Below are 22640 nucleotides of genomic sequence, written 5' to 3' on the forward strand. Positions count from 1 at the left end.
TCATGGGTTCTTCCTCTCTTTCGGAATGGGCTTGGAATTGTTGACTGCTTTCGTGGGGCGCTAGGGTAAAGCAGCTACCGGACTAATTCAAGCGTCCTGATTTGGCGTGATTCAGTATGATAAGGCCGTTCTGACAGGGACGTTTTACGCATGCCAGCCAAAAATCCGCTTCAGCGTATCGCGCGTCTGTTTCTGCGCCCGCTGTCATCGCTTTCGATCCACCTCGGCAACCGGTTCTACATCGGCCTCGCGGTCGTGGTCGCGGCCGCGGCCATTTTCGCCATCGCCAGCGGTTCGACGGCCGGGATGAAGAACAAGGCCTACGACCTGATCATGAAAACGCGCTTCCAGCATCCCGCGGCCGACCCGGATATCGTCATCGTGGACATCGACGAGTCCGCGCTGGCGGCGATGGCGCCGGAATACGGCCGCTGGCCGTGGCCGCGCAACATCATGGGCGAGCTGGTGGAGGGCATCGCGCCGCAGCAACCGAAAGCGGTCGTGTTCGACATCACCTTCAGCGACCCGGACGTGTTCAACGTGGCCGGCGACAAATATTTCCGCGACGTGATCGCTGCCACGCCCAACACGTTTTTCCCGATGATCCGCCTGACCGAGGAAAATGATTCGCGCAGCCAATTGCGCGTCATGCAGTTGCCCGGCGTGTCGAAACTCGATCCGGCAGCATCCGAGACCGCCACCCTTGCGGTGATTCTGCCGTTCTTCTTCGATGTGCTGACGGATCATCGTCTCGGCACCAACAACATCTACACCGATGAAGACGGCATGGCCCGGACTTATGATGTTTATGCCGACGAGTACGGCTGGCGCGTCGGCTCGCTGCCGGCCAGCGTGGCGGCGGCCGTGGGCGCGACGCTGCCGGACCAGGACGAGATCCTGCTCAACTGGCGCGGCAAGCCGCCGTCCTACCGGCGTGTGTCGTTCCACGAGGTTTATCTCGATCTGCAAAAGAGCCAAAAGACCCGCCCGGCGGACGAGTTCGCCGGCAAGATCGTCATCATCGGCTCGACCGCGCCGTCGCTGTTCGACCTGAAGACGACGCCGGTGGCCAAGACACACCCGGGCGTGGAAATCCTGGCAACGGCGATCGACAATCTGAAAAATCGCGACTTCCTCACTGTGTTGCCGACGTGGGTCGATATTCTCGTCACGCTGGCGTCACTCGCGTTGCTAACCCTCGCGTTCGTGTACAACATCGACCAGCGCGTGGTGAACCTGGCTTTCACCGTCCTGCAATCCGGTTTTCTCGCGGTGTCGTATCTGACGCTCAATTTTTCCGCTATCTTCATCGACCTTACCGCGCCGTTCACATTCAGCCTGGCGTATTTCGCCGTGGCGCGCATCAACAGCATGTTTTCCGGTTTCCGCCGCAGCGGCCAGCCGTTTTTCTCCACGGCACTCGATGAAGGCAACGCCTGCCGCGTGATCCTGGTGCAGTGCCATATCCATCTCAGGAACCATCGCGCCCCTCTCGCGCTCGGCGCCTCGATCAAGAAACAGGTCGGCTTGTCGCGTTACGGCCTCGTCACCTCACCGTTCTTCAAGGATATGCCGCTGTTGCATGCCTTCTTCCGCGACACCGCCGTGTTCTGCTGGCTGGTACCCGAGGAAAAGTCCCAGGAGGCGCTGCAGGACGTGATCGCCGTGATGGAACGTTCCTTGCCGGCGATCAGAAAATCCGCGCGCCGCGCCTCGAAGGACGGACCCATCGCGACCTGGCAGGTGCACGGGTTTTCCTTCACCGTGGATGCGGAGGAAACCTGGCGCCTGAAAGGCGAGGAGGGTATGGCGAAATTGTTCGCGCTGGCGGTAAAAGTGGAGTCTGCCAGGAGCAGCGGTGTTGTCCGCGTCGTCACGACGAAGGAATTTATCGAATCCTGCCGGACAGCGGAGGGTTTGAAGGTTTCGGAGGAATTGGAGAAGGCGGGGTTGAAGTTTTAGTTTCTTCTTCGTTTTCGTCATTCCCGCGAAAGCGGGAATCCAGGCAGTAAATGGTTCGCGCGCATTGCGCGCGACTCAAAAACAATAATTGCGGTTCTCGCACCGCCGGCGAGGTACTTTTCTTTGCTCGCGCAAAGAAAAGTACCCAAAAGAAAGCGCGCCCGGATGGCGCGACTGCCCCCTGTGCTTCTCGCCCGAATCGGCACGCGCCTCAACTCGCCGGGCGCATACAACGCGCCCCGGGCTCGACCACGAGGCACGTGACTACCCCGATTCGGGCTGCGATGCTCGGGCGCGCCATACGGGGAGGTGAGCTACCCATCTCACCGGATTCTTGGGAGTTTCTACGAGTAGGTTTTTTAGGCCCCGTAGCGCGCGCCGAGTACCGCAGCCCCACCGGGAGTTTTTAAGCAAGCCCCTGTTTGAGTCGAGCCGCGTTGTTTGCGGCCGACGAGTTGGCGAGCGCCCGGTGGGGCGAGGAACGGAGGGAACCGGCGCAGCCGGCGTGCGCTCCGGGGCCACGTGTTTCTTTGGTGACTTTCTTTGCACGAGCAAAGAAAGTCACCCTGGGTCGGGGGCGGAGCATCCCAGATTCAAATAACGCGGGCGAAGCCCGCTCGAGTTTTACTATCTGGATTCCCGCTTCCGCGGGAATGACAACTGAGAGCTTCCGCGGGAATGACGAAAAAAATTAACTCAGGACCTTCTGATCCATCAATAAATTCAAGGTAAACCTCACCCCAAACCCCGTCGTATCTGTTGGGATATGCGCCAACCCGCCCTTGTGATTCCCCGCCGACAAATCCACGTGTACCCAGTCGGGATCATTCACTAAAAACTTTTTCAGGAACGTCGCGGCGAGGATATGGTCGGCGTCGTTGTCGAGCGTGCACTGCTTGATGTCGGCGATGTCGCTCTTGAGCGCGTCTTCGTAGTCCTTCGGCAGCGGGAACGGCCAGACGCGTTCGCCGGAGGCGGTGCCGGCTTCAATTAAAACCGGAACCAGTTTTTCGCGGTTGGTGAGCGTGCCGCTCATGCGCGTGCTGAGCGCGCCGACGCAGGCGCCGGTGAGCGTGGCGTAATCGACGATCAGTTTCGGTTTCTCGCGCGAGGCGAAATAAAGCGTGTCAGCCAGAACCATGCGGCCTTCGGCGTCGGTGTGGATAATTTCAATCGTCTTGCCATTGGCGGCCTTCACTACGTCATTCTGCTTGTAGGCCTTCGGCCCGATGTGGTTCTGTGCCAGCGCCAGCCAGCAGTCTATTGAAAAATCCGCTTTCAATTCGGTGAGCGCCAGCAGCGTGCCGAGCGCCACGGCGCTGCCCTCCATGTCTTCGTGCATGCCGTGCATGTACTTGGCCGGTTTCAGGTTGGTGCCGCCGGTGTCGAAGCAGATGCCCTTGCCGACCAGCGCGAGCGTGGCTTTGGATGATGGCTTTTTCGGCGTGTAGCGCAGATGCAGGATGCCGGCATCCGGTTCCGGGCTGCCCTGGGCCACGGCGAGGAAAGCGCCGGCGCCGCGCGCCTTGAGTTTTTTGATATCGAGAAATTCGGCTTTCCATCCTTGCTCGCGCGCGAGTTTCTCAATGCGCCGGCGATAATTTCCTGGCGTCAGTTCGTTCGGCGGCAAGGCGGTGAGCCAGCGCGCGAGGTTGTTGCCTCTGGCTTCCGCGATGGTGCGGGCATAACCGTCGACGGAGGCGTGACCATATATATGTATCTCGCTCAGCCGGGACGGCTTGTCCGGTTTGCTCTTGTAATCCGGCATCGGGAAATCGGCGGCGAGCAGGGCCGCCAGCACCGCCTCGCAGGCGCGCCCGGCTTCATTCGGCTTGAGCCCGAAGCAGGCGACCGCGATCTGTTGCGGTTTCTGGCCCTTGTGCGCGGCGACGAGCCGGCGCGCCAGCGTCAGCCGCTCGAAGGCGCTGGATGCCGGATCGATCCCGGCCAGAGCGATGCGGGTGGCGTTCGGATTGGGCAGATCGGTGACGAAAGGTTTGTCGCTGTCGAGCTTGTGTCCGGCGCGTTTGAGACGTTTGGCGATTTCCTTGCCGAATGGCAGCACGTTCGCATCGAAATCCTGCACCGGTACCAGAAAAATGGCATTTGCGTGGATATCGAGCGCTTTTTCCGTTAAACCACCGGCTTCTTGCTTGATCTTCGGAATTTCGAACTGCATCGGTGCCTCGCGCGAAAATTTTTGTCAAATCGGAATCGAAACTGGGCCTAAAACGCTGTTTGTCTTGACCTGTTTGACTAAAAAAACGATCATACCGCGCGCAAAAAGGAGATGATACGGTTGCGCCGGTGGAATTGGGACCGGCCGAAAACGTATGACGCATGGTAAGAACGGAAGCCCTGTTTTGCCCGCTGCCGCCACCCGGCCGTAAAACACGACCGGACACAGTCCCCGGCCCGAGTATGCCCGTCCGGATTATCCGCAGAAGGGAGAGTTAATTTGAGGAGTGCGAGACCATGGCCGCTGTGACCCCGATACCCCCGAAGACCGACGTCGACGCCCAGGAGACCCAGGAATGGCTCGATGCGCTGTCGGCCATCATCCAGCAGGAAGGCCCGGAGCGCGCGCATTACCTGATCGAGAAGCAGATCGAGCTCGCGCGCGCCGCGGGCATCAACGTGCCGTACGCGGCCAACACCGCCTACATCAACACGATTCCCCCCGACCAGGAAGTCCGTTCGCCCGGCGACCACGCGCTCGAGGACCGCATCCGCTCGTTCGTGCGCTGGAACGCCGTGGCGATGGTGCTCAAGGCCAACAAGGGCGATTCCAATCTCGGCGGGCATATCGCGAGCTACGCCTCGGCCGCGACGCTTTATGACGTCGGCTTCAATCACTTCTGGCGCGCCCCGTCCGAAAAGCACGGCGGCGACCTGATCTACATGCAGGGCCACTCAGCGCCGGGTTTCTACGGGCGTGCCTTCATGCTCGGGCAGCTGACCGCTGAACAGATGGACCATTTCCGCCGCGAGGTCGACGGCAAGGGCCTGTCCTCTTACCCGCATCCCTGGCTCATGCCCGATTTCTGGCAGTTCCCGACGGTGTCCATGGGCCTCGGCCCGATCCAGGCGATCTACCAGGCGCGCTTCATGAAATACCTGCACGCGCGCGGCATCGTCAACACCGAAGACCGCAAGGTCTGGTGCTTCCTCGGCGACGGCGAGATGGACGAACCCGAGTCGCTCGGTGCCATCGGCATGGCTGGGCGCGAGAACCTGGATAATCTTATTTTCGTGGTGAACTGCAACCTGCAGCGGCTCGACGGTCCGGTGCGGGGCAACAGCAAGATCATCCAGGAACTCGAGGCCGGCTTCCGCGGCCACGGCTGGAACGTGCTCAAGCTCATCTGGGGCAGCTACTGGGATCCGCTGCTGGCGCGCGACCGCATGGGGCTGCTGCGCAAGCGCATGGAAGAGTGCGTGGACGGCGATTACCAGACCTTCAAGTCGAAGGACGGCGCGTATGTGCGCGAACACTTCTTCGGCAAGTACCCGGAGCTGAAGGAGCTGGTGGCGAGCTGGTCGGACGACGACATCTGGCGGCTCAATCGCGGCGGCCATGACCCGCACAAGGTGTACGCGGCCTACCACGCCGCGACCCATCACAAGGGCCAGCCGACGGTGATCCTCGCCAAGACCATCAAGGGCTACGGCATGGGTGAGGCCGGCGAGGCGCAGAACATCACGCACCAGCAGAAAAAGATGGGCACGACCTCGCTGCAGGCGTTCCGCGACCGCTTCAAGCTGCCGCTGACGGACGCGCAGCTCGACAAGCTGGAATACATCAAGCCGGCCAAAGACTCGCCGGAGTACAAATACATGCGCGCCCGCCGCGACGCGCTCGGCGGCGACATCCCCACGCGCCGCCGCAAGGCAGCGTCGCTCGAGGTGCCGCCGCTGTCGGCGTTCGAGAGCCTGCTCAAGGCCTCCGGAGAGGGCCGGGAGTTCTCCACGACCATGGCCTTCGTGCGCCTGCTCGGGGTGTTGCTCAAGGACAAGAACCTCGGCAAGCACATCGTGCCCATCGTCGCTGACGAGGCGCGCACCTTCGGCATGGAAGGCCTGTTCCGCAGCCTCGGCATCTGGTCGCAGCAGGGCCAGCTGTACACGCCGCAGGACAAGGACCAGCTCATGTTCTACAAGGAGGACGCGAGCGGCCAGATCCTGCAGGAAGGCATCAACGAGGCCGGCGCCGTGTGCTCGTGGATCGCGGCGGCGACCTCGTATTCGACCCACGGCGCGCAGATGATCCCGTTTTTCATCTTCTACTCGATGTTCGGCATCCAGCGCACCGGCGATCTGTGGTGGGCCGCCGGCGACTCGCGCTCGCGCGGCTTCCTGCTCGGCGGCACCTCGGGCCGCACCACCCTGAACGGCGAGGGCCTGCAGCACGAGGACGGGCATTCGCATATTGCGACGGCCCAGATCCCGAACTGCCTATCCTATGATCCGACGTTCGCTTATGAAGTTGCCGTCATCATGCAGGACGGCCTGCGCCGGATGTACCAGGAGCAGGAGGATATCTATTACTACATCTCCGTGCTGAACGAGAACTACGAACATCCGGCGATGCCCGAGGGAGCCGAGAAGGGCATACTCAAGGGCATGTACCGCCTGCGCCAGGGTGGCGCCGGGAATGGACCGCGCGTGCAGCTGCTGGGGTCGGGGGCGATCCTGCGCGAGGTCATCGCCGCCGCCGACCTGCTCAAGCAGGACTGGGGCGTGGAGGCCGATATCTGGAGCTGCCCGAGCTTCACCCAGCTCGCGCGCGACGGCAACGAGTGCGCGCGCTGGAACCTGCTGCATCCGGCGAAGCCGCCGCGTACCTGCCATGTGGGCGAGTGTCTCAAGGACACGAAGGGCCCGGTGATCGCCTCGACCGACTACGTGCGCGCCTTCGCCGAGCAGATCCGGCCGTTCGTGCCGCGTCGTTACACGGTGCTCGGCACCGACGGCTTCGGGCGTTCGGATACGCGCGATAAGTTGCGCTATTTCTTCGAAGTCGACCGCCACTGGGTGACGCTCGCCAGCCTCGCCGCGCTGGCCGAGGACGGCGCGATCGAGCGCCAGAAGGTGGCTGATGCCATCAAGAAGTATGGTATCGATCCCGAGAAACCGAACCCGCTGACGGTGTGATAAAACATCTACCGCAAAGGCGCAAAGAGCGCAAAGTTTTTTACGTGAATATGGTTTTCTTTGCGTCTTTGCGGTGAAGAGATGATACGAAAATAAAATGCCCAAAACACTGGAAGTCAAAATCCCCGACATCGGCGACTTCACGGAAGTCGCCGTCATCGAGGTCATGGTCAAACCCGGCGATACCCTCAAGCCGGAAGACCCGCTCATTACCCTCGAATCCGACAAGGCCACCATGGACGTCCCGTCCCCGGCGGCCGGCAAGGTCAAGGACGTCAAACTCAAAGTCGGCGACAAGGTCGCGCAGGGAACGCTGATCCTGCTGCTGGAGACGGCAGAAGCCGCCGCGGCGCCCGCGATGGCAGCGAAACCTGCCGCCGCCGCGACTCCGCCGGCCGCCGCACCGACGGCGCCATCTCGAGCGACGCCCGCGCCGGTGACGACAGCGTCTGCTCCCGAACCGGGGATGCGCGCGGCCGGATTCGGGTTCGCCACCGATTCGCCGCCGCCGCCCGGTCAGGGTGAGGAAGTAAACGCACCGCCGCCGGTGGTGTTGATGCCCGGGCCGGCGGAGATGGTCGCGGCCGTGATCGGCGGCACGCGTTCGCACGCGAGTCCGTCGGTGCGTGCGTTCGCGCGTGAGCTGGGCGTCGATGTCGCCAAGGTCCGGGGCACCGGTCCGAAGGGACGCATCACCAAAGAAGACGTGCAGGGTTTCGTCAAGGCGGTGATGGCCGGCGCGCGGCCGGCCGGCGGCGGACTCGACATCATTCCCTGGCCGAAGACCGATTTCAGCAAGTTCGGCTCGATCGAGGCCCGGCCGCTGACGCGCATCCGGAAGATCTCGGGCGCGAACCTCGCGCGCAACTGGGTGATGATCCCGCATGTCACGCAGTTCGACGAGGCCGACATCACCGGGCTCGAACGTTACCGCGTGACGCTCAACAAGGCGCACGAGAAGGACGGCGTCAAGGTGACCGTGCTCGCCTTCCTCATCAAGGCCGCGGTGGAGGCGCTCAAGAAATTTCCCGAGTTCAACAGCTCGCTTGACGGCGAGAACCTGATCATCAAGCATTACTATCACATCGGTTTTGCCGCCGACACGCCGAACGGCCTGGTGGTGCCGGTGATTCGCAACGCCGACCGGAAATCCGTGCTCGAGCTGGCGCGCGAGGCGGCCGAGCTCGCCGCCAAGGCGCGCGAAGGCAAGCTCACGCTTCCGGAGATGCAGGGCGGCTGTTTCTCGATCTCGAGCCTCGGCGGCATCGGCGGCACGCTGTTCACGCCGATCATCAACGCGCCGGAAGTGGCCATTCTCGGCGTCTCGCGCGCCGAGATGAAACAGAAATGGGACGGCAAGCGCTTCGCGCCGCGGCTCATGCTGCCGCTGTCGCTGTCTTACGATCACCGCGTGATCGACGGCGCCTCGGGCGCGCGCTTCACCACCTTCTTCACCCAGGCGCTGGCGTCGCTGGCGCAGGCGGCGGAGGCCGGAGCGCCGAAGCGCGGCGGGAAGACGGCGAAGCCGCGCAAGGCCGCCAAAAAGGCGGCGAAAAAGAAATCGAAGAAACGCTAACTGACCCGGCCACCGCGCGGTGGCGATGGATGCCATGCCTAATATGATGGAAGTCAAAATCCCCGACATCGGCGACTTCACGGAAGTCGCCGTCATCGAGGTCATGGTCAAACCCGGCGATACCATCAAGCCGGAAGACCCGCTCATTACCCTCGAATCCGACAAGGCCACCATGGACGTCCCGTCCCCGGCCGGAGGCCTGGTCAAGGACGTCAAACTCAAGGTCGGCGACAAGGTCGCGCAGGGAACACTGATCCTGCTGCTGGAGACGGCGGAAGTTGCCGCCGCGGCACCCGCGCCCGCCCAACCCGCACCCAAGGCCGAGCCGGCGGCGCCGGCGAAGGCGGCTTCGGCCGCCGCGCCGAAGTTCGAGGTGCACGCGGCGGAACCCGCGCCGGCGCCACGCACCGGGCCGCTGCCGGGCGCGGCGACGTATACCGGCAAGATCGACGGCGAATGCGAAGTGCTGGTGCTCGGCGCCGGCCCCGGCGGCTACTCGGCGGCGTTTCGCGCCGCCGATCTCGGCAAGAAGACGGTGCTGGTCGAGCGCTATGCGACCCTCGGCGGGGTGTGCCTCAACGTCGGCTGCATTCCCTCGAAGGCGCTGCTGCATGTCGCGGCCGTGACCGAGGAGGCGCAGAAACTCGTAGAGCACGGCGTCAGTTTCGGCGCGCCCAAATTCGATCTCGCCAGGCTGCGCGCGTGGAAGGACAAGGTGGTCGGCAAGCTGGTCGGCGGCATCGGTATCATGGCCAAGGGCCGCAAGGTCGAGGTGATACGCGGCATCGGACGTTTCATCGATCCGCATCACATGGAGATCGCGCTGACGGCGGGCGAAGGCAAGGCGCCGACCGGCGAGAAGAAGATCATCCGCTTCGCCCATGCCATCATCGCCGCCGGCTCCCAGTCCGTGAAGCTTCCGTTCATTCCCGAGGACCCGCGCATCGTCGATTCCACCGGCGCGATCGAGTTGCGGGCCGTGCCGAAGAGGATGCTGGTCATCGGCGGCGGCATCATCGGGCTCGAAATGGCGACCGTGTATTCGGCGCTGGGTTGCCGCATCGACGTGGTCGAAATGCTGGACGGGCTCATGCTTGGCGCCGACCGCGATCTGGTGCGCGTGTGGGACAAGATGAATGCGCATCGCTTCGACCGCATCATGCTGAAGACCAGGACCACAAAGGTCGAGGCAACGAAAAACGTCATCAAGGTCACGTTCGAGGGCGAGCAGGCGCCCGACAAGCCGCAGGTTTATGACCTCGTCCTGGTCGCGGCCGGCCGTGCGCCGAACGGCAAGAACATCGACGCCGGGAAGGCGGGGATTGCGGTCACTGATCGCGGCTTCATCGAGGTTGACAAGCAAATGCGCACCAACGTGCCGCACATCTTCGCGATCGGTGACATCGTCGGCCAGCCGATGCTGGCGCACAAGGCGGTGCACGAGGGCCATGTGGCGGCGGAGGCCGCCGCCGGGCAGAAGTCCTTCTTTGATGCCGCGGTGATCCCGTCGGTCGCCTACACCGATCCCGAGATCGCCTGGGTGGGCGTGACCGAAGACGAGGCGAAGAAGCAGGGCCGGGCGGTCGGCAAGGCCAGGTTCCCGTGGGTCGCCTCCGGTCGCGCCATCGCCAACGGCCGCGACGAAGGCCTCACCAAGATCATCGTGGATGAAGAAACCCATCGCGTCATCGGCGGCGGCATTGTGGGCACGAACGCCGGCGACCTGATCAGCGAGCTCGCGCTCGCCATCGAAATGGGTTGCGACCCGGCGGATATCGGCAAGACCATCCACCCGCATCCCACGCTCGGTGAGTCGGTCGGCATGGTGGCCGAGGTGTACGAAGGGGTCTGTACCGATCTGATGCCGCAGAAGCGGCGCTAGCCCGGTTCCCCGGCGGCGTCCCGCGGACTCCGCCGGAACGGTGGCGCGCCGGAAAATCCGCTACAATGCCGCCTTTCCTGCTGATCATTCCAGTGGTTGAACCATGGCAAAAATAAAGAAAGTCGTTCTGGCGTACTCCGGCGGGCTCGATACCTCCGTCATCCTCACTTGGCTGCGCGACACCTATGACTGCGAGGTGGTGACTTTTACCGCCGACATCGGGCAGGGCGAGGAGCTGGAGCCGGCGCGCGCCAAGGCGAAGAAGATGGGCGTGAAGGAAATCTTCATCGACGACCTCAAGGAAGAGTTCGTGCGCGATTTCGTGTTCCCCATGTTCCGCGCCAACACGCTATATGAGGGCGAATACCTGCTCGGTACTTCCATCGCGCGGCCGCTGATCGCCAAGCGCCAGATCGAGATCGCCAACAAGGTCGGCGCCGACGCCGTGTCGCACGGCGCCACCGGCAAGGGCAACGACCAGGTGCGCTTCGAGCTCGGCTATTACGCGCTGCGCCCCGACATCCGCATCATCGCGCCGTGGCGCGAGTGGGATCTAACGTCACGCGAGAAGCTCATGGCTTATGCCGAAAAGCGCGGCATTCCGGTCGAGATGAAGCGCGGCAAGAAGTCGCCGTACTCGATGGATGCCAACCTGCTGCACATCTCCTACGAAGGCGGGATTCTGGAAGATCCGTGGAAAGAGCCGGAAGCATCCATGTGGCGCTGGACGGTGGCGCCCGAAAAGGCGCCGAATAAAGCGACCTATATCGAACTTACTTACAAGAAAGGCGATATCACCGCCATCAACGGCAAGGCCATGTCGCCGGCCACGGTGCTCGCCACGCTTAACCAGCTCGGCGGCGCCAACGGCATCGGCCGCACCGACATCGTCGAGAACCGCTACGTCGGCATGAAATCGCGCGGCGCCTACGAAACGCCGGGCGGGACCATCATGCTCAAGGCGCACCGCGCCATCGAGTCCATCACGCTGGATCGCGAGGTCGCGCACCTGAAGGACGACCTGATGCCGCGCTACGCCTCGCTCATTTACAACGGCTACTGGTGGAGCCCCGAGCGCCGGATGTTGCAGGAGATGATCAATGCCTCGCAGGCAACGGTGAATGGCGTCGTGCGGCTCAAGCTCTACAAGGGCAACGTGACCGTGGTCGGGCGTAAATCGGACTCCGACAGCCTGTTCGACGCCACCATCGCCACGTTCGAGGAAGACAAGGGCGCCTACAACCAGAAGGATGCCGAGGGTTTCATCAAGCTGAATGCGTTGCGCATGCGTATCGCCGCGAAGCGCAAGCGGGGCAAAACATGAGTTTCAAGAATGTTGAAGTCAAAACCAGGGCTAACGTCTACCACGGTGGCAAGGTAACCAGCCGCACCATCATCACGCCCGAAGGCGAGATGAAAACGCTCGGCGTGATGCTGCCCGGCACCTACCGTTTCAGCACCCAGGCCCCGGAGGTGATGGAGTTGTCCCAGGGCCACTGCCGCGTGAAGCTGGCCGACCAGCAAAGCTGGAGCGATTACCAGGCGGGGCAGAGCTTCTCGGTACCCGGGAACTCTCACTTTGAAATCGAAGTTACCGATCTGCTCGATTACATCTGCCATTTCGGCTGAAAAATTCTGCGGAGGTGTCCCATGCGCGTCCTGCACACTATGCTCCGGGTCGGTGATCTTGACCGCTCGATCAAATTCTATTCCGACGTACTCGGGATGAAGCTGTTGCGCCGCAAGGATTATCCGGACGGGAAATTCACGCTGGCGTTCGTCGGTTATGGTCCGGAGACCGAGCACGCCGTGGTCGAGCTGACCTACAACTGGGGCACCGACAAATACGATCTCGGTAATGCCTTCGGCCACATCGCGCTCGAAGTCGATGACGCCTACAAGGCCTGCGACGATATCAAAAAACGCGGCGGCAAGGTGACGCGCGAGGCCGGGCCGATGAAGCACGGCAGCACCGTGATTGCGTTCGTCGAAGATCCCGACGGTTACAAGATCGAACTCATCCAACGGGGCACGCAGGGCGCGAAATAACCATGCAATGGATCGACAAGATTCCGCTTACCGCGCTGGTGATCGCGGCGCTGGCTCTGGGTCTGGCGCCGCTGATGCCGGAGCCGCACCTGTGGCAGAAGCTCAGGATGCTGGCCAACGGCACGCTGTCGCGGCCCATCGATATCTTCGATCTCGTTATGCATGCTTCCGTGCCGCTGTTGCTGGCCGTGAGGCTCATCCGCATGGCGCGTTCCGGAAACAAGCCTGGCCCTTCCGCCTGAGCGGCGCTGCGGCGCCTTGCGTCGGTTTCTCCTGCTCCCGATACGGCAGCCCTGCTACGCTGCGCTGCGTTCGTCTTGTCCTGGAATCCGAGCCATGATCCGCTGCGCTTTCGCTCCGTTCGTCCTGTCATGAGAATAGCCGTCATCCTGCCGGTGCTGAATGAAGCCGCGCATCTGGAGGAGCTCCTGCTGGCGCTGATCGAGGATCAGCATTTCGATGAACTCATCGTGGTGGACGGGGGCAGCACGGATGCCAGCGTGGAGACCGTCTGCAAGTTCATGTCGCCCGAGGAGCCGGACACGCAGCCGGTGCCGGTCCTGATCCAGAGCGCGCGCGGGCGGGCGGTGCAGATGCACGCGGGCGCGCAGGCGGCGGAGGCGGACGTGCTGTTGTTTCTGCACGCGGATAGCATCCTGCCTCCGGGTGCGGCCGACGACATCCGCGACGCGGTCGAGGGCGGCCGCCCGTGGGGCCGTTTCGACGTTCGCCTGTCCGGGCGGCATTTCCTGTTTCGCGTCATCGAGCGCCTGATGAACTGGCGCTCGCGCTTCACCGGGATCGCCACCGGCGATCAGGCGATTTTCGTGCGGCGCGATGTTTATCAGATGCTGGGTGGTTACGCGTCGTTGCCGCTGATGGAGGACATCGAGTTTTCCACCCGCCTCAAATGGATCGGCCGGCCGGCATGCCTGCCCGGTCCGGTGCTCGCTTCCTCGCGGCGCTGGGAGAAACACGGAATTATCCGCACGATTCTTATGATGTGGACCTTGCGTTTCCTGTACTGGTTGGGTGTTTCACCCGCGCGTCTGGCGCGCTGGTATTATCCGAACTTATGAATCGCGCCAGCGAACCGATTCCCTCTCTCTCCCTTGGGGGAGGGGCGCGTGGGGCCATGAGCTATTCATGAGCCAGCCCGAGCTGATGCTGTTTGCCAGACAGCCGATCGCCGGCGAGGTCAAAACCCGCCTGCAACCGGAGTACAGCCCGGAAAAAGCGGCTGAGATCGCCGCCTTCATGATCCGCGCCACGGTCGAGCTGGCGGTCTCCGCCTGGCCGGGCGACGTCATGCTGTATGTCTGGCCCGGGACCGATCACCTGCTGCTTCGCCGGCTCACCAGTGATTTTCACATCCGGCTCGTGCCACAGGCGGAGGGCGACCTCGGCGCCAAGATGCTGGACGCGCTGCGCGCAGGTATCGCCCGCAAGGGGAGCGCCGCCGTCATGGGTTGCGATGTCCCGCACTGCGGCTGGGATGTGATCGATCAGGCCAACAGCTGGCTGGCGCGCGGCAAGAATGTTCTCGGGCCCACCGATGACGGCGGTTATTACTTCATCGGCTTGCAGGAGGCGCGACCCGAGTTGTTTGAGGAAATGCCCTGGGGCAGCGACCGGGTTCTGGAGACGACGCTGGCGCGCGCCGAAAAGCTGGATATGGAGTTTCAGCTGTTGAAAAAGCTGCGCGACATCGATACGGCGGCCGATCTCTGGCTGGTGGCGCAAAAATACGAGCCGCTGCGGCAATTCTTGTAGGAGCTGCCAAAAACCGTCGCGAGCGGCCGTCAGTTTCAGCAGGGTGCGCAAAAGCGAAGCGTTGCGCAGCGAACGGCCTGTACGGTGCGCTTCGCTTACTCTCAGCACACCCTGCGAGTCGGCTGGGAACCGTTACGGCAGTTTTGTAATCAGGCCAGCGCGCCGCCGCAACTGCTCCCGGCACCGGCAGTGCAGCCGAGGCAGTGGGAGTCCACCGCAATCACTTCATCGGTCAGGCTCTTCATATCGATATCCCACAGGTGACGATGAGGTTTGTCCCCCAGCGGCAGATCGAGCATCTGGTTGAAATCGCAGTCGTACACCTGGCCGAGCCAGTCAACACTTATTAAGTGCCGGCACATCAGACCCGGAATCGTCGCGGGGTTGAAGTTTTGCTCCAGCAGTAGCAGGTAGCTGTCGAACTGGCCGGTGCGCTCGAGGAAATGCGCGAAACGGTTGATCGGCAGGTTGGTGATGGTGATGAGGCGCGAGAAAACGACGCCGAAATCCTCTCGCAGCCGCTGTTTGTAATCGGCTTCCAGTTTTTCCTGCGCGCCCGGCAGGAACGCGCCGCCGGGGTTGTACACCAGGTCCAGCGCCAGCGTGGCGTCGCGCCCGTAACCCGCGGCATTCAGGCGTTGCAGGGCCTCGATGCTCTTTTCGAACACGCCATCGCCGCGCTGGGCGTCCACGTTTTTTTGCGTATAGCAGGGCAGGGAACAGACCAGGCGGATTTTGCGCTGCGCGTACCACGCAGCCAAATCCTCCTGGCCGGTTTCGAGCAGGACCGTGAGATTGCAACGCACGGTGACATGAGCGCCTTGCGCGAGGAAGCCATCGATGAAGCGGCGAAAATCCGGATTGATCTCGGGCGCGCCGCCGGTGATGTCCACCGCCGAAATGCCGGCGGTTTCGGCCCAGCCGAGGATCTTTTCCATGGTGCCCCAGGCCATGATTTCGGTGCGCTTGGGGCCGGCATCCACATGGCAATGATGGCAGGCCTGGTTGCACAGGCGGCCGACGTTGACCTGCAATTCGCGCAGCCGGTCGCGCTTCAGCGGGCCCAGGCCATGCCGGTCGAGACAGCCGTCGAAAGACGGCCCGGATGCGGCTTTTATTTTTACGGCGGTTTGCGGCATGGGCGGCGGATTTTCCCGGTTACGATTTCATCCATTTCCGGCGGATGAAATGGTCAAGCGAAATCTTGCCCGGTCCGTGCAGCAAAGTCACCATCAACAGGATTCCCCAGTAGACATGATCCTTGAGCCCGGCCTCGCCGAGGCCGGGATAGGAAATGACCGCGATGATGTTGAAGATGAACAGGCTCGCGGCGCTGAAGCGGGTGGCCAGGCCGATGACCAGCAATACCGGAAAGAACAGCTCGACGCCCGTGCCCAGTATTGCTGCGGCTTGCGGCGCCAGCAGGGGGACCTTGAATTCATAGGTGAAGAGATCCAGCGTGGATTGCCAGTCGTGCAGCGCGGCTATGCCGGACTTCCAGAAGACGTTGGCGACCCAGAAGCGCACGGTGAAATCGATAAGCGGACTGACGGAATCGAGCCAGCGGATGACGGGCGCTACCAGTCGTGCGGTGCTTTGGGCCAGTGCCATGGGTTCTCCTGACGGTTTGTTTTTGCGCCGGTGATTGCCGGTCGGACAAGGATTGGCCAATCAGACCCGGCGGCCCGGTAAAAGTTTCGACCGGTTCGTTCCCCGGAAAGACCGCTGGTTCTATGTTTCGGAAGTCAAACGACGCAGGCAGTCGAAATACACCGTTTCCTGCGGCGCGGTTTTCTGGCGGTTCGCCTGCCACAGCATCTCGCCGAGGCATTCCATCATACGGTGCTGGACCGCGTGTTCATCCGGGTGCCGGCTCAGGAGTTTCTGGTAAGCGCCGCGGATCCCCGGCGGCTGGTCGATGGAGAGTTGTTCCTCGATGGCGATGTGCATGCCCAGGTGCAGGAACGGGTTGGTCTCGCCCGCTTCCGGAAAATAATCGCGCTCACGCGCCGCCTCGGATTGTTCCAGCACCGGGTGATATTCGGGATGCCGCAGGGCGACCTGCACGATCAGCTTTTCCACGCCTTCGAGCGGGCGGCCTTCGCGGTGCGCTCGCCAGGCTCGGAAAAAAACCTCGCGCGTCTGCCCGCGGTCCTGGCCGGTCAGCATCGTCAGGCGACGGCGGCGGCCTTGAACAGGCCGAGCACGACGGAATACTGGAACAGGTGATTGGCGCCGTCGAGCGGTCCGATCTCGCCATTGCCGTACATGCCGATGATGGGCAGCCCAGGAAAGCGCGCGCGCAGGTTGTCCAGGTCACGATCGCGGTTGCCGAAGAAATTCGGTCCGCGCCCCATGCACGGAAACAGCAGGGCGAAATCCGGGTCGGCTCCGAGTTCCTGCGTGCTGCGCGTGATACAGCCGAGCATGTCGCGCTCGGCCACCAGGGCATCACGCATGGCCCAGAAAATGCGTTCGCCGCGCGCCGGACGTTCCGAGAGCGTGATGGACTGGTCGTTCAGATTGGCGGCGACGATATGATTGAGGCGATAACGTCCCTCGCGGATGGCTGTCTCCGGATCGCCGATGGTCACGCCGCCCATGATCAGGTGCAGCGGCACGCGTTCCATCTCGCGCACCGCGGGCGGCAGCGACTGCACCAGCACCGAGAGCGCCGGGTAATTGCCGAGACGCTTGATGTCGTAACCCTGGACTTCCGCTACCTCGATGGGCGAGGTCAGCGCGCGCACGCCCTGCGAGGCGCCGAGCACGCCGCGCACGCCGCTCAGCACGGCATCCACCTGTTCGGCGTCCGAAACGCGGGCGCCGCTCCAGACCTTGAACGGACCGTGGCCGAAAAGATCGCCCGACACCGCGCCGAAGCGCCGCGCCGGCACGTCGAGCCAGTCCGCCGTCAGCCCGGCGGGCGTGCACAGGCTCAGCACCATGTCCTCGTCGTTGCGGCTCGATTGGGGCGAGATTGTCAGCTGCATGTCGCCGCCCAGCACCATGGCCGCGGCGCCGGGACTGTCCAGCACCCATTCCGCTTCCGTCAGGATGCCGGCGCCGGTGCAGCCCACCACCTGCAGGCAGCCGCCGGCGCGCGCCGCGGCGCGCAACGCGGGTTCGGGATTGGCGGCGTACTCCGGGGTGAGAAACAGCAGGATGGCGTTGGCGCGTTCCAGTCCGGCTTTCGCCAGCGCGCGCTTCACCGCCTGTTCCGCGTGCTCGGGAAGGGCGCGATGCCCGTGACTCATGCCGGTGGCGACGTAGCGCTGTTCCATGATCATTTAACTTTAGCTCTGTACTCGCACAAATCATAGATGACGCACTCCGGGCAACGCGGCTTGCGGGCGAGGCAGGTGTAACGCCCGTGCAGGATCAGCCAGTGGTGCGCATCGTGGCGGTATTCCTCCGGAACGGCCTTGAGCAGTTTCATCTCCACCACCAGTACGTTCTTGCCGGGCGCCAGCCCGGTGCGATTGGCCACACGGAAGATATGCGTATCCACGGCGATGGTCGGCTGGCCGAAGGCGGTGTTGAGGATCACATTGGCGGTCTTGCGTCCGACGCCCGGCAGGGCCTGAAGTTCCTCGCGCGTGGCGGGAACCCGGCTACGATGTTTTTCGATCAGGAGGCGGCAGGTCTTGAGGATGTTCGCAGCCTTGGTGTTGTACAGGCCGATGGTCCGGATATAACGCTTGAGGCCGCGCACGCCCAGATCGAGAATTTGTTGCGGCGTGCGCGCGACCTTGAACAGCTCCGCCGTGGCCTTGTTGACGCTCTTGTCCGTGGCCTGCGCCGAAAGAATGACCGACACAAGCAGCTCGAACGGTGTCTGGTATTTCAGTTCCGTGGTCGGACGCGGGTTGGCCTTTTTGAGGCGCGCGAATATTTCTTTGCGTTTGGCCGGGCTCATGATGAGTATCAGGCTTTGGATCCGCCGGATTTTCTTTTCAACCTGACCCGCTCAATCGCCGCCCGTATTTCAGCGCGAATTTTTTCCCGATCGTTGGGGAGAGTCGTCGTTGATCCGGCAATCTTCGCGGTTTTTTTCCGGCGCAGCTGTTTGTTGCGCGCCAGACGTTCCAGGCGTTTTTCAGTCCGAGCCCGCCAGCGCGCGGTATCCGCTTGCGGATACTCCGGCCAGGGCCCGCCGCCGGACGTCAAGCCAACCGGTATCATCGCGATGCAATCCACGGGGCAGGGCGGCAGGCACAGCTCGCAGCCGGTGCACTCACGGGCGATGACCGTGTGCATCAGCTTGCGTGCGCCGATGATGGCATCCACGGGACAGGCATCAATGCACTTGCGGCAGCCGATGCACAGGGTTTCGTCGATCACGGCGCGCATCCGCGGCTGGTGCGAACCGAAACGCGGGTCGAGCGGTTGCGGCGTGGCATGCAGCAGCGCACTCAGCGCCTCGATGGTGACATCGCCGCCCGGGGGGCACTGGTTGATGCTGGCGGAACCGGCGGCGAGTGCTTCGGCATAGACGCGGCAGCGCGGGTAGCCGCATTGGGTACACTGCGTCTGTGGCAGGCACGCGTCGATCTGGTCAATGGTAACGGTCGGGCGCATGGCCGAAGAGTATGGCCGCGCTTTACGCCTCAGGCAACAAGCGTTACCGTGCGCTGCCAAACCGGAATTTCAGGCGCATGTGGCGGAATAATTCGTTCGTGTCTCGTGGCGGAATATGGGTATTGGCCCAGGTGCCGCTGATGCTGTTGGCATTCATTGTTCCCATCCGCTTCGGTGCCGGACAGATCATTCCGCTGCATCCGCTGGCGTGGTTGGGCGCACTGGTCACGGTGGCGGGTGGCGCGCTGATTATCTGGGGCTTTGTGAGCCTTGGCGATGCTCTGACGCCTTTCCCCCGGCCGCTCGATGGTGTGACGTTGCACCGTCAAGGCGCTTTCCGATTAATGCGTCATCCCATCTACACTGGCGTGATCCTGGCCAGCCTGGGCTGGACTTTGTGGTGGCTGTGCGGGATCGGCATGCTGCCGGTGCTGGCGCTCGCGATCTTTTTCGATCGCAAGGCCGCCTACGAGGAAAACTGGCTGCGGGAAAAATACCGGGACTACGGCGACTACGCGCGACGCGTGAAAAAATTCATCCCCGGGGTGTATTGAGCCGGGGATTGCATTGCGACGTTACTAGAAGCTATCTCAAAAATGATTTCCATGCAGGTTGGGTCAGGCGCCAACATTAATATCGCCGTATCACCAACCCCCCTCTCCCGCGCGAGCGGGAGAGGGTAAGGGGAGAGGGTCGCGTCATAACCCAGCGGTTTGTTGGGTTTCGCTTCGCTCAACCCAACCTACATGGGTATTTTTGAGACGGATTCCAATCAGAGCGACTGGCGGATGGTGACGGCGCCGCGCAGGTCGCCGGTTTTGTAGCCGGTGGCCTTGTCGCCCGGATACAGTTCCTTGAGCCGGGCCTGCACCGCCGGATCGAGCTGCTCGCCGTGGCACTTGAGGCAGGGCATGTCGGCCGGAACCGGCAGCGCCTTCATGTAGCGGAATTCCTTGCCGACGATCTCGTGGTGTTCGAGTTTCGCCGCGTCTTCGCCCGCCGCCTTGCGCTTCTCGAAATCCTGCAGCACCTGCTTCTCCCAGGCATCGGGCGCGTTGCCCGGGTTGCGGTACTTCAGGCTGGTGCGGCCGACCTTCCAGCCGTGTTTCGCGGAAATGCCGGCGGCAATCTCCGCGGCCCGTTTGTGGCAGACCTCGATGGCGTTGACCGGCCCGCCCGCCTTCATGGCGGCCCGCAGCTCGGTGACCAGCGCGCCCTGAAGTTCCTTCACGGCATTGCGGCTGGCCTCGACGCGCGCGGCATTGTCATCCGCCCAGGCGGAAGCGGACAGCAGCGCGCCAGTCAGAATACAAACGTAAAGATTTTTCATGCGACACCTCGGTGGCTTCGGGACGAGGCGACGAAGATACCGGGACGCGGGGCGGGACTGTTTGACGTGCATCAAACGCGCTGACTGCGTCACAAGGCCGCAGCCAGTGGCAAACTGGCGGGTTATTTGACCCGCATTCCCGGTTTGGCGCCGCCATCCGGCGAGAGAATCCATAAATCCTTTTTGCCGGGACCGGCGGCCAGCACCATGCCTTCGGACATGCCGAATTTCATCTTGCGCGGTGCCAGGTTGGCCACGATCACGGTGAGCCGTCCTTCGAGATCTTCCGGCTTGTACGCCTCCTTGATGCCGGCGAACACGGTGCGGGTGAGGCCGTCGAGATCGACCGTCAGTTCCAGCAGTTTGTCCGCGCCTTCCACGTGGCTGGCCTTCACGATGCGCGCGATGCGCAGATCCACCTTGGCGAAGTCGTCGTAACTGATTTCGGGCAGGAGCGGGTGGCGCGCGAGGTCGCTGGTTTCGGTGAGGGTTTCGGAGGTTTTATCGGCCATGGTCTTCATGTCCTTGTGGGCTTCATCGAGTAGCGCGGGAATGCTCTTCGGGTCCACGCGCGTGGCCAGATGCTGGTACGGGTTGATGGTGTGATCGGTGAGCAGCGTTTTGGCGTCGGCCCAGGCGAGCGGCGGTATATTAAAGAATGTCGCGACATCCTGCGCCATGCGCGGCAGGATCGGCTGGAGATAAATCGTCAGCAGCCGGAACAGGTTGAGGCTGGTGGTACAGACCTGTTGCAGATGTTCATTCTGCGCCGGGTCCTTGGCCATGAGCCAGGGCTTGCGGTCGTCGACGAAGGCGTTGGCCTTGTCCGCCAGCGCCATGATCAGGCGCACCGCTTCGGCATAATCGCGGTTCTCATAGCATGCCGCGATGGCCTCGGCGGCGTTCTGGGTTTCAAGCAACAATTCCCTGTTGACCGCTTCCTTGCCCAGCTTTCCGGCAAAGCGCTCGGTGATGAAACCGGCGGCACGCGAGGCGATGTTCACGTACTTGCCTATCAGGTTGCTGTTGATGCGCGCCGTGAAGTCGCCGAAATTGAGATCGATATCCTCGACCCGGCCGTTCAGCTTGGCGGCGAAGTAATAACGCAGGTATTGCGGGTGAAGGTGATTGAGATAGGAACGCGCGGTAATGAACGTGCCGCGCGACTTGGACATCTTGGTGCCGTTGATGGTCAGGAAGCCGTGCGCGAACACCGACGTCGGCGTGCGATAGCCCGCGCCGTGCAGCATGGCCGGCCAGAACAGCGTGTGAAAATACAGGATGTCCTTGCCGATGAAATGATACAACTCGGCTTGACTATCCTTCCCCCAGAAGTCGTCGAACTTGAGTCCTTTCCTCGCGCACAGGTTCTTGAAGCTCGCCATGTAGCCCACGGGCGCGTCGAGCCAGACGTAGAAATATTTCCCCGGCGCGTCCGGGATCTCGAAGCCGAAATAGGGCGCGTCACGCGAGATGTCCCAGTCCTTCAACCCGGCGTCGAACCACTCGGTCAGCTTGTTGGCGACCTCGGGCTGGACGTGGCGCGCCTGGGTGATGTCCGGGTGCAGCCACTCGCGCAGCCAGGACTCGAAATCGCCGAGTTTGAAAAAGTAATGTTCCGAGTCCTTCTCCACCGGCGGCACGCCGGACAGCGCCGAGACCGGGTTTTTCAGTTCGGTCGGCGAGTAGGTCGCGCCGCAGTTCTCGCAGGAGTCGCCGTACTGGTCCGGCGTGTTGCAGCGCGGGCAGGTGCCCTTGATGAAGCGATCCGGCAGGAACATGTTCTTGACCGGATCGTAGGCCTGCTTGATGGTGCGCTTGGTGATATGCCCGGCCCTGGATAATCGTTTATAGATTTCCGTGACCAGCTCGCGGTTCTCGTCCGAGTGCGTGGAATAGTAGTTGTCGAAGCCGATGCCGAAGTCGGCGAAGTCGCGCTGATGCTCCTCGCCCATGCGCGCGATGAGTTTTTCCGGCGTCATGCCTTCCTGCTGGGCGCGCAGCATCACCGGCGTGCCATGGGTGTCGTCGGCGCAGACGTAGTAACACTCGTGCCCGCGCATGTTCTGGAACCGTACCCAGATGTCGGTCTGGATGTATTCCACGAGATGCCCGAGGTGGAGCGGGCCGTTGGCGTAGGGCAGGGCGCTGGTGACGAGGATTTTGCGTTTCTTGTCGGGCATAAAATCGCCGCCACCATAACGTGGCGGGCGGCATCATTAGTTTAACCCCGGTATCATAAGGGAATTCACAGCTTTACGCCGCCCCCGGCCATGACTTTTTTCGGTCCGCGGTGTAGCATGTGCGCCCCCTGACAGACCGAATCCGGAGTT

At 62.6% G+C, this 22640-nt stretch carries 20 protein-coding genes; 11 read left to right on the forward strand and 9 right to left on the reverse strand.

What is annotated here, in order from left to right; genetic code table 11:
- Positions 1 to 150: 150 nt before the first annotated feature.
- Positions 151 to 1962, forward strand: coding sequence for a CHASE2 domain-containing protein (locus SCL_RS03905; RefSeq protein WP_096360010.1), 1812 nt, complete (start codon positions 151 to 153; stop codon positions 1960 to 1962).
- A gap of 691 nt (positions 1963 to 2653) precedes the next feature.
- Here the strand turns inward: SCL_RS03905 and SCL_RS03910 are convergent.
- Positions 2654 to 4141: a M17 family metallopeptidase gene (locus SCL_RS03910; protein ID WP_096360011.1), complete on the reverse strand. Its 1488-nt coding sequence runs from the start codon at positions 4139 to 4141 to the stop codon at positions 2654 to 2656.
- Between the two features lie 296 nt (positions 4142 to 4437).
- Between SCL_RS03910 and aceE the strand changes: the two genes are divergently transcribed.
- From aceE to SCL_RS03955, 9 genes are all read left to right on the forward strand, one after another.
- Positions 4438 to 7116 carry a pyruvate dehydrogenase (acetyl-transferring), homodimeric type gene (gene aceE, locus SCL_RS03915; protein WP_096360012.1) on the forward strand — a complete coding sequence of 893 codons (2679 nt, stop codon included), beginning with the start codon at positions 4438 to 4440 and terminating at the stop codon, positions 7114 to 7116.
- A gap of 97 nt (positions 7117 to 7213) precedes the next feature.
- A complete protein-coding gene (gene aceF, locus SCL_RS03920; RefSeq protein WP_096360013.1) occupies positions 7214 to 8692 on the forward strand; it encodes a dihydrolipoyllysine-residue acetyltransferase in 1479 nt (492 codons plus the stop codon).
- A gap of 34 nt (positions 8693 to 8726) precedes the next feature.
- The gene (gene lpdA, locus SCL_RS03925) at positions 8727 to 10574 is read left to right on the forward strand and encodes a dihydrolipoyl dehydrogenase (protein WP_096361829.1); all 1848 of its coding nucleotides are present in this window, start codon (positions 8727 to 8729) and stop codon (positions 10572 to 10574) included.
- A gap of 103 nt (positions 10575 to 10677) precedes the next feature.
- Entirely contained in the window at positions 10678 to 11898 is a 1221-nt protein-coding gene (locus SCL_RS03930) for an argininosuccinate synthase (RefSeq protein WP_096360014.1), read from the forward strand.
- Positions 11895 to 12203, forward strand: a complete 309-nt coding sequence (gene ppnP / locus SCL_RS03935; protein ID WP_096360015.1) for a pyrimidine/purine nucleoside phosphorylase — start codon at positions 11895 to 11897, stop codon at positions 12201 to 12203. Before SCL_RS03930 ends, ppnP begins: the two co-directional genes overlap by 4 nt.
- A gap of 21 nt (positions 12204 to 12224) precedes the next feature.
- A complete protein-coding gene (gene gloA, locus SCL_RS03940) occupies positions 12225 to 12623 on the forward strand; it encodes a lactoylglutathione lyase (RefSeq protein ID WP_096360016.1) in 399 nt (132 codons plus the stop codon).
- Between the two features lie 2 nt (positions 12624 to 12625).
- On the forward strand, positions 12626 to 12865 hold the full coding sequence (locus tag SCL_RS03945) for an RND transporter (protein WP_096360017.1): 240 nt from the start codon (positions 12626 to 12628) through the stop codon (positions 12863 to 12865).
- A 129-nt stretch (positions 12866 to 12994) separates the two neighbouring features.
- The gene (locus tag SCL_RS03950; protein WP_096360018.1) at positions 12995 to 13702 is read left to right on the forward strand and encodes a TIGR04283 family arsenosugar biosynthesis glycosyltransferase; all 708 of its coding nucleotides are present in this window, start codon (positions 12995 to 12997) and stop codon (positions 13700 to 13702) included.
- Positions 13703 to 13769: 67 nt separating this feature from the next.
- A complete protein-coding gene (locus tag SCL_RS03955) occupies positions 13770 to 14396 on the forward strand; it encodes a TIGR04282 family arsenosugar biosynthesis glycosyltransferase (protein ID WP_096360019.1) in 627 nt (208 codons plus the stop codon).
- Positions 14397 to 14545: 149 nt separating this feature from the next.
- On the opposite strand, the gene arsS is transcribed toward SCL_RS03955, so the two are convergent.
- The 6 genes from arsS to SCL_RS03985 form a co-directional block, all read right to left on the reverse strand.
- Positions 14546 to 15535, reverse strand: a complete 990-nt coding sequence (arsS, locus tag SCL_RS03960) for an arsenosugar biosynthesis radical SAM (seleno)protein ArsS (RefSeq protein ID WP_096360020.1) — start codon at positions 15533 to 15535, stop codon at positions 14546 to 14548.
- 19 nt (positions 15536 to 15554) lie between these two features.
- Entirely contained in the window at positions 15555 to 16007 is a 453-nt protein-coding gene (locus tag SCL_RS03965) for a DoxX family protein (RefSeq protein ID WP_096360021.1), read from the reverse strand.
- Positions 16008 to 16127: 120 nt separating this feature from the next.
- Positions 16128 to 16565, reverse strand: a complete 438-nt coding sequence (locus tag SCL_RS03970; RefSeq protein WP_096360022.1) for a DUF1841 family protein — start codon at positions 16563 to 16565, stop codon at positions 16128 to 16130.
- A 2-nt stretch (positions 16566 to 16567) separates the two neighbouring features.
- Positions 16568 to 17686, reverse strand: coding sequence for an FIST C-terminal domain-containing protein (locus tag SCL_RS03975; RefSeq protein ID WP_096360023.1), 1119 nt, complete (start codon positions 17684 to 17686; stop codon positions 16568 to 16570).
- Positions 17683 to 18315 (reverse strand): endonuclease III, encoded by a 633-nt coding sequence (gene nth / locus SCL_RS03980; RefSeq protein ID WP_096360024.1) that lies wholly within the window; start codon positions 18313 to 18315, stop codon positions 17683 to 17685. The genes SCL_RS03975 and nth overlap by 4 nt, the downstream gene beginning before the upstream one ends.
- A gap of 8 nt (positions 18316 to 18323) precedes the next feature.
- Positions 18324 to 18977 (reverse strand): RnfABCDGE type electron transport complex subunit B, encoded by a 654-nt coding sequence (locus SCL_RS03985; RefSeq protein WP_096360025.1) that lies wholly within the window; start codon positions 18975 to 18977, stop codon positions 18324 to 18326.
- 77 nt (positions 18978 to 19054) lie between these two features.
- On the opposite strand from SCL_RS03985, the gene SCL_RS03990 reads away from it, so the two are divergent.
- Positions 19055 to 19531, forward strand: coding sequence for a methyltransferase family protein (locus SCL_RS03990; RefSeq protein WP_172425913.1), 477 nt, complete (start codon positions 19055 to 19057; stop codon positions 19529 to 19531).
- A 218-nt stretch (positions 19532 to 19749) separates the two neighbouring features.
- Here SCL_RS03990 and SCL_RS03995 read toward each other — a convergent pair whose 3' ends face one another.
- Together SCL_RS03995 and metG are read right to left on the reverse strand one after the other, a co-directional pair.
- A complete protein-coding gene (locus SCL_RS03995; RefSeq protein WP_096360027.1) occupies positions 19750 to 20307 on the reverse strand; it encodes a Tll0287-like domain-containing protein in 558 nt (185 codons plus the stop codon).
- A gap of 122 nt (positions 20308 to 20429) precedes the next feature.
- Positions 20430 to 22490 (reverse strand): methionine--tRNA ligase, encoded by a 2061-nt coding sequence (metG, locus tag SCL_RS04000; protein WP_096360028.1) that lies wholly within the window; start codon positions 22488 to 22490, stop codon positions 20430 to 20432.
- Positions 22491 to 22640: the final 150 nt, after the last annotated feature.

The organism is Sulfuricaulis limicola, from assembly GCF_002355735.1.
In the GTDB taxonomy this organism is placed as follows: domain Bacteria; phylum Pseudomonadota; class Gammaproteobacteria; order Acidiferrobacterales; family Sulfurifustaceae; genus Sulfuricaulis; species Sulfuricaulis limicola.